The 6,518-nt window shown below is 68.0% G+C and carries 6 protein-coding genes; 4 read left to right on the top strand and 2 right to left on the bottom strand.

What is annotated here, in order from left to right; genetic code table 11:
• Together phnD and phnC are read right to left on the bottom strand one after the other, a co-directional pair.
• Window positions 1-1,011 carry a phosphate/phosphite/phosphonate ABC transporter substrate-binding protein gene (phnD, locus tag Q7P21_RS18475; RefSeq protein WP_304171327.1) on the bottom strand — a complete coding sequence of 337 codons (1,011 nt, stop codon included), beginning with the start codon at window positions 1,009-1,011 and terminating at the stop codon, window positions 1-3.
• Window positions 1,008-1,802, bottom strand: coding sequence for a phosphonate ABC transporter ATP-binding protein (gene phnC / locus Q7P21_RS18470; protein WP_304171325.1), 795 nt, complete (start codon window positions 1,800-1,802; stop codon window positions 1,008-1,010). Before phnC ends, phnD begins: the two co-directional genes overlap by 4 nt.
• Window positions 1,803-2,212: 410 nt before the next feature.
• Between phnC and Q7P21_RS18465 the strand changes: the two genes are divergently transcribed.
• The 4 genes from Q7P21_RS18465 to Q7P21_RS18450 all read left to right on the top strand — a co-directional run.
• Complete coding sequence (locus Q7P21_RS18465) at window positions 2,213-3,466, top strand: type III PLP-dependent enzyme (RefSeq protein ID WP_304171323.1); 1,254 nt, start codon at window positions 2,213-2,215, stop codon at window positions 3,464-3,466.
• Between the two features lie 99 nt (window positions 3,467-3,565).
• Window positions 3,566-4,636, top strand: a complete 1,071-nt coding sequence (locus Q7P21_RS18460) for a deoxyhypusine synthase (protein WP_304178847.1) — start codon at window positions 3,566-3,568, stop codon at window positions 4,634-4,636.
• Between the two features lie 481 nt (window positions 4,637-5,117).
• Window positions 5,118-5,855 carry a hypothetical protein gene (locus Q7P21_RS18455; protein ID WP_304178835.1) on the top strand — a complete coding sequence of 246 codons (738 nt, stop codon included), beginning with the start codon at window positions 5,118-5,120 and terminating at the stop codon, window positions 5,853-5,855.
• Window positions 5,852-6,518: class I SAM-dependent methyltransferase (locus tag Q7P21_RS18450; protein WP_304178823.1), on the top strand; the 667-nt coding region annotated here is incomplete at its 3' end. The genes Q7P21_RS18455 and Q7P21_RS18450, both read left to right, overlap by 4 nt.

Raw genomic sequence — 6,518 nt, 5'->3', positions numbered from 1 at the left:
TCATCCGGCGTCCGGGTTGGTGGCGCGGTGCTGGGCGGCCTTGGCGCGGATCGCGTCCAGCGCCTTCTGGGCGGCGGCGATCTTGGCGGCGTCCCCGCCCCGGCGGGCGTCAGCCAGGGTCTCGGAGGCGTCCATCTCGCGGACCGGGTCCAGATAGCTGGAATCGGCCGGCCGGAAGCCGCCATAGGCCAGGCCCTTCAGCACCTCGCGCTGCTTGTCGGCCTTGGGGCCGGTCCCGACGCCATAGGTCAGGAAGAACTGGCGCATCTTCTCGCGGATCGCCGGGTCGAGGTCCTTGCGGGCGACGATCGAGCTTTCCGGCAGCGGCGGCGAGGTCCAGATCACCTCGATCTTGTTGGCGATGTCCGGGTTCTCGCGCTTGGCGAACACGATGCCGACCGAATTATTGGTCGCCACGTCGAGCACGCCATTGGCCACCGAGAACACATTGGCCTGGTGGCTGGCCGAGCGGACGGTCTTGAAGCACTTGGCCGGCTCGATGTTGCGCGGCGTGAACAGATAGGCCTTGGGGGCGAGCGTGCCGGAGGTCGACTTGGCGTCGCCCATGCCGAAGTTCAGCTTGCCGCCGCACTTCAGCACCTGGTCGAGGCTGATGCCGGAGCCCTTCTTCACGATCAGCACGGACTCATAGGACTCGATCCCGCCGGAATCGACCACCCGGCTCAAGACCTCGCCATTGGCCCGGTTCACCGCCTCGAGCGCCGGCACGGCGGAGAACCAGCCGACCTGCACCTGGTTGAAGCGCATGGCCTCGATCAGCGAGGTGTAGTTGGAGGCGAAGAACGGCTTCACCGGCATGCCGACATAGGCGCTCATGTCGTCGATCAGCGGCTGCCAGAGCGGGCCCATCGAGGCCTGGTTCTCGGCCGACAGGATCGAGAAGGTCAGCTCGGCCGGCTTGGCGGCCTTCTTCTCATCGGCCTTGCCGCAGGCGCTCAGGCCCACCAGACAGGCCAGGGCCAGGCCCGTGATCAGACGGCGGCGGATCATTTGGGAGCTCCTTCCCAGAAGACATCCTCGAACTCGGGTCCGTAGATGTCGATCAGGCGTGTGCGGTCCAGGCCGGCGACCGGACCGTCATAGACCACCTTGCCGGCCTTCAGGGCGACGACCCGGCGGCAATAGCGGATGGCGTAGTCGACCTGGTGCAGGGTGACGACCACGGTCAGGCCATCGGTGGCGTTCAGGTCGTGCAACAGCTCCATCACCTTGCGGGCCGACACCGGGTCCAGCGAGGCGACGGGTTCGTCGGCCAGGATCACCTTGGCCTTCTGGACCAGGGCGCGGGCGATGGCGCCGCGCTGCTGCTGGCCGCCGGAGAGCGTATTGGCCCGCTGGGCGGCGTAGTCGGCCACCCCGACCCGGGCGAGCGCCGCCATGGTCGCGGTCTTGGTCTCGCTGGGCCACAGGCCGAACAGGCCGCGCAGCATCGGGATCCGGCCGAGCGAGCCCAGGGCGACATTGGAGAACAGGGTCAGGCGACCGACCAGATTGAACTGCTGGAAGATGAAGCCGACGCGGATGCGCACGTCGCGCACCTTGCGCGACACCCGGCCGTCGGCCTGCACCGCCTGGCCAAAGGCCTCGATCTTGCCGTCGCCGCCGTCGATGGTCTGCAGGCCGCTGATCGAGCGCAGCAGGGTCGACTTGCCGGACCCGGACGGGCCGATCAGGGCGATCATCTCGCCCCGGGTGACATTCAGGGAAACCCCGTCGAGCGCCTTGCGCGAGCCAAAGCTCTTGGAGGCGTTGCGGACGGACAGAACCGCGGCGTCAGACATGGATGGCGAAGCTTCCCCGGGTTCGGCGCACGCAAGGGCGGGAGCCGGTCTAGATCGCGCGACCTTGCGACGGCTTCATGACATGTGGGGCGCCCGCCGGTCCAGCGTCCGTTAACAGATGGGCCGGCGGCGCCGTTCGGCGCCTCGAAAACGCCACCGGTGACCGGCTTGGCCAGGGCGCGACTTGCGGTCGCGAAAGGCCTGTCAGGACGGGGTGGAATCCTTGTCGCTTAAGCCCCCGCGCAAGCCCTGACAGGGCCAGGGTTTGCGCATGATTTTCCGTGACGAAAAATAACCGCTTTACATCGCGGTTCATCGCCCCTATTTCGCACGGCTCCGGCGGACCCGATGTCCTCAAAAGCGCTGCTAACGCCGGATTGGGTTCAACAATCCGTTGGGGGTTGCGTGAGGTGCAAAGGTACCATACGCCCCTGGACCTGGTCCGTGAGCGATCGCCGGAACATCCTGTCGCCTTTGCGCGACCGGATGCGGTGGCGCTAGCGGCGCGCTGGTTCCAGGACAAGTTCAAAGGCGACGTCTTCTACGCTGTCAAAGCGAACCCTTCGCCATGGGTCATCGAGACCCTGGCCGCGAATGGGGTGACGTCTTTCGATGTGGCCTCGATCCCGGAGATCGAGCTGGTCGCGCAGCATGCGCCGGGCGCCCGCATGGCTTTCATGCACCCGGTCAAGAGCCGCGCCGCCATCTCGGCCGCCTATTTCGACCACGGGGTCCGCACCTTCTCGCTCGACTGCCATGAAGAGCTGGCCAAGATTCTCGACGCCACCGGCGGCGCCAAGGACCTGAACCTGATGGTTCGCCTGGCCGTCGCGGCCGAGGGCGCGGCCTATTCGCTGTCCGGCAAGTTCGGGGTGGATTCGCACAGCGCGCCCGACCTGCTGCTGGCCGCGCGACGCGCGACCCAGGAGCTGATGGGCGTCGCCTTCCACGTGGGCAGCCAATGCATGCGGCCCACCGCCTACCAGGCGGCCATGACCCAAGCCTCCCGCGCCCTGGTCCGCGCCGGCGTCTTCGCCGACGTGGTCGATGTCGGCGGCGGCTTCCCGTCCGTCTATCCGGGCATGACCCCGCCGGCCCTGGCCGACTACACCGACTCCATCGAGCGCGGCTTCGCCGAGATGATGGTCCACGAGACCACCGAGCTGTGGTGCGAACCCGGCCGGGCCCTGGTGGCGGAAGCCTCCTCGGTCCTGACCAAGGTCGAACTGCGCAAGGGCGACGCCCTCTATCTCAATGACGGCTCCTACGGCTCGCTGTTCGACGCGGCCCACTCCAAGTGGCCGTTCCCGGTGAAGCTGCTGCGCCGCGAGGGCGACGAGGCCATCGAGGTCGAGGGCGCGCTGAAGCCCTTCCGCTTCTACGGCCCGACCTGCGATTCCATCGACCACATGCCCGGCCCGTTCTGGCTGCCCGAGGACATCCGCGAGGGTGACTATATCGAGATCGGCATGCTGGGCGCCTATGGCGTGGCCATGACCACCCGCTTCAACGGCTTCGGCGATGTCGAGACCGTGCAGGTGGACGATGCGCCCATGGCCTCGATGTTCGGCCTGGCCAAGCGCTCGATCGCCTCGCCCAAGGCCGAGAACCAGAATGTCGTGAAGCTGTCGCGCGCCCGAGGGAAAAAGCGGCGTCGCAAGTAGGCCTCAAGGGCCTATCCCTTTCAGGCGCGGCCGGTTGCTCCGTCCCGGTCGCGCCTTTTCATTTGGACGGGCGCTCAAACTCTAAAAGGGTCCTAGAGAATGACCGCTGACGTCACCAATTCGAACCGCAAGGCCGAGCTGCTGTCCACCACCGTGGAGCATGTGGCCATCGACCAGTACGACGCGCGCCCCGTCATCGACGCCATGCGCATGATGAGCTTCACCAGCCGCGACACGGCGCGGGCCGCCGACATCCTGAACATGGCCCTGGAAGACACCACCTGCTCGACCTGGCTGACCCTGGCCGGCTCGACCAGCGCCGGCGGCTGCATGCACATCTATCGCGACATGGTGAAGTACGGCCTGATCGACGTGGTGGTCGCCACCGGCGCCTCGATCGTCGACATGGACTTCTTCGAGGCCCTTGGCTTCAAGCACTACCAGTCCCAGGCCCAGAACCCGGTCGACGACCGCGACCTGCGGGCCATGTATATCGACCGCATCTACGACACCTATATCGATGAGGAAGAGCTGCAGGCCTGCGACGAGACCATCTTCCAGCTCTGCGCCGCCCTCGAGCCCCGCCCCTATTCGAGCCGCGAGTTCATCTATGAGATGGGCAAGTGGCTGGCCGATGGTCACGCCAAGAAGCCCGACAGCTTGATCGAGACCGCCTATCGCGAAGGCGTGCCGATCTTCTGCCCGGCCTTCGTCGACTCGTCCGCCGGCTTCGGCCTGGTCAAGCACCAGGTCGAGCGCATGAAGGCGGGCAAGCCTTATCTGACCATCGACGCCGTGGCCGATTTCCGCGAACTGACCGACATCAAGATCGCGGCCGGCACGACGGGCCTGTTCATGGTCGGCGGCGGCGTGCCGAAGAACTTCGCCCAGGACACCGTGGTCTGCGCCGAAATCCTCGGCCACGAGGTCGACATGCACCGCTATGCGATCCAGATCACCGTCGCCGACGTCCGCGACGGCGCCTGCTCGTCCTCGACGCTCAAGGAAGCCTGCTCCTGGGGCAAGGTCGACGTCACCTGGGAACAGATGGTGTTCGCCGAAGCCACCACCGTGGTGCCGCTGATCGCCTCGGACGCCTGGCACCGCGGCGCCTGGAAAACCCGCACCAAGCGCCGCTGGGCCAAGCTGTTCGACAAGACGGCGGCCTAGTTGCAGCCTCCCTCCCCTTGATGGGGAGGAACAGGCCGGCTTGCCGGCCAGGGTGGGGAACTGCGGCCTCAAAGCCCCACCCGTCCGAGGCTTCGCCTCGTCCACCCTCCCCAAAGAGGCAGGGGAGTCGCATATGGAAATTTGCGAGCGCCCGGCTCGACCTGGTTGCTCCCCTCTTTGGGGGAGCTGTCGCCCGCATGGGCGACTGAGGGGGACTTTGATGGTCCTTTTGAGCCGTTCGCAGGTCAGCTGAGGGAGTCAAAGTCCCCCTCAGGCCCTTCGGGCCAGCTCCCCCAGGAGGGGAGCAGCCGCGTTGCGGCCATATGCGATAGCCCTCCCCGCTAGGGGTAGGGGCCATTTGCGTGGATCGGCGCGCTTGACAGCGGGCCGTCGTGTTACTCAATATCGTGTCATGTGGATAAATGACGTAACATCGATCATCCCGGCCTGGCGCCTCACCGCGCGGGAGGCGGCGCATGCGATGGCGGTGTTGCAGTCGGTGCATCCGGGTCTGCGGGAGGCGCCGGCGCCGAGGGCGTCCTTGATCCGGCGGTTGGCCGAGCGGTCGGGTCTGCGCGACGGGGCCCTGCGGACGGCTTTGAGCCGGGCCTGCACGGCGGGGTCGCTGGCGGCGCAGGATGGGCGCTATCGGTTGGGGCCGCTCAGCCTGGAGGAGGCCGCGGCGGCGCGGGCCTTGCTGGCGCGGACGCGGGGCTATGTCCTGGGGGTCGTGCTGGAGGGCGAGGCGGCCGACCTTCCGGGCTTGCGCGAGCTGTTCGCGCGGTTCGGCTTTCGCCCCCTGCAGCGGTCGGTCTGGGTCGGGGCCCGTACGGTGGAGGATCACTTTGGTCCCGCCCTGCGGCAGGCGGGCTTCGACGGATCGGTGGTGGTGTTCCAGGCCGACGAGGTCGATGCGGCGGCGCGGGCCCGGCTGGCGCGGCTGTGGCGGCTTGAAGACCGGGCGGCGGAGCTGCGGGGCTTTCATCGCCGGCTCTTCGAGCATCTGACCGAGGCGGGGATCGCTGCGACGGAGGCGGCGTGGCGATGCGTCGAGGCCGCGCCGGTCTGGTACCGGGTCGCGGTCCAGGAGGAGCCGCCCTTTCCCCTGGATCTGCGCGGGGACGACTATCCGCTGGAGCCGCTCAACGCCGCCTGGGCGGCGCATCTCCAGGCGATGACGTCTGAACTTGTCGCCCTGTGGAGCTCGGAGGCGACATGAGCGCCCAGACCTCGAACTGGATTCCGCGCCGGCGGATCCGTGTGGCCGTGGGCCTGGCCCTGGGGCTGGGCGTGACGAGTGTCGTCGGCGGGCTCTGGTCGCCCTTCATGCTCGTGCTGCTGGCGCCGGCCCTGGCCGTGGGCTGGGCGGCGTTCGTGATGCTGCGGATTCGCCATCAGTTGTCGCCGGGCGGCGGCGGGTGGGAAGGGCGCATCCACCGGCTGGTGATCTCGCGCCTGGAGCTGGCGCCCGAGGCGGCGCCATCGGTGCTGGATATCGGCTGCGGGGACGCCAGCCTGCTGGTCGCCCTCTTCGAACAGGCGCCCCGCGTCGCCGCCACCGGGGTCGATTTCTGGGGCTCGAACTGGGACTACGCCCAGGCCGCCTGCGAAGCGCGGCTGTCGCGCCTGGGCCACCGGGCGGCCTTTGGCCGGATGGACGCCGCGCGCCTCGAATTTCCCGACGCGAGCTTCGACCTGGTGGTCTCGGTGATGTGTTTCCACGAGGTGCGGTCGCCCGCCGGGGCCAAGATGCGCGGGCCCTTGCTGGCGTTCAGCGAAGCGCTGCGGGTGCTGCGGCCGGGGGGCGTCTTCGTGGTGGTCGACCGGTTCGGAGACGCGGCGGACTATGGCGCGCCGGGCGACCTGGCGGCGGTGGTCGAGG

The sequence above is a fragment of the Phenylobacterium aquaticum genome (assembly GCF_947378715.1).
In the GTDB taxonomy this organism is placed as follows: domain Bacteria; phylum Pseudomonadota; class Alphaproteobacteria; order Caulobacterales; family Caulobacteraceae; genus Phenylobacterium; species Phenylobacterium aquaticum_A.
This window is presented reverse-complemented; position numbering and strand designations above follow the sequence as displayed.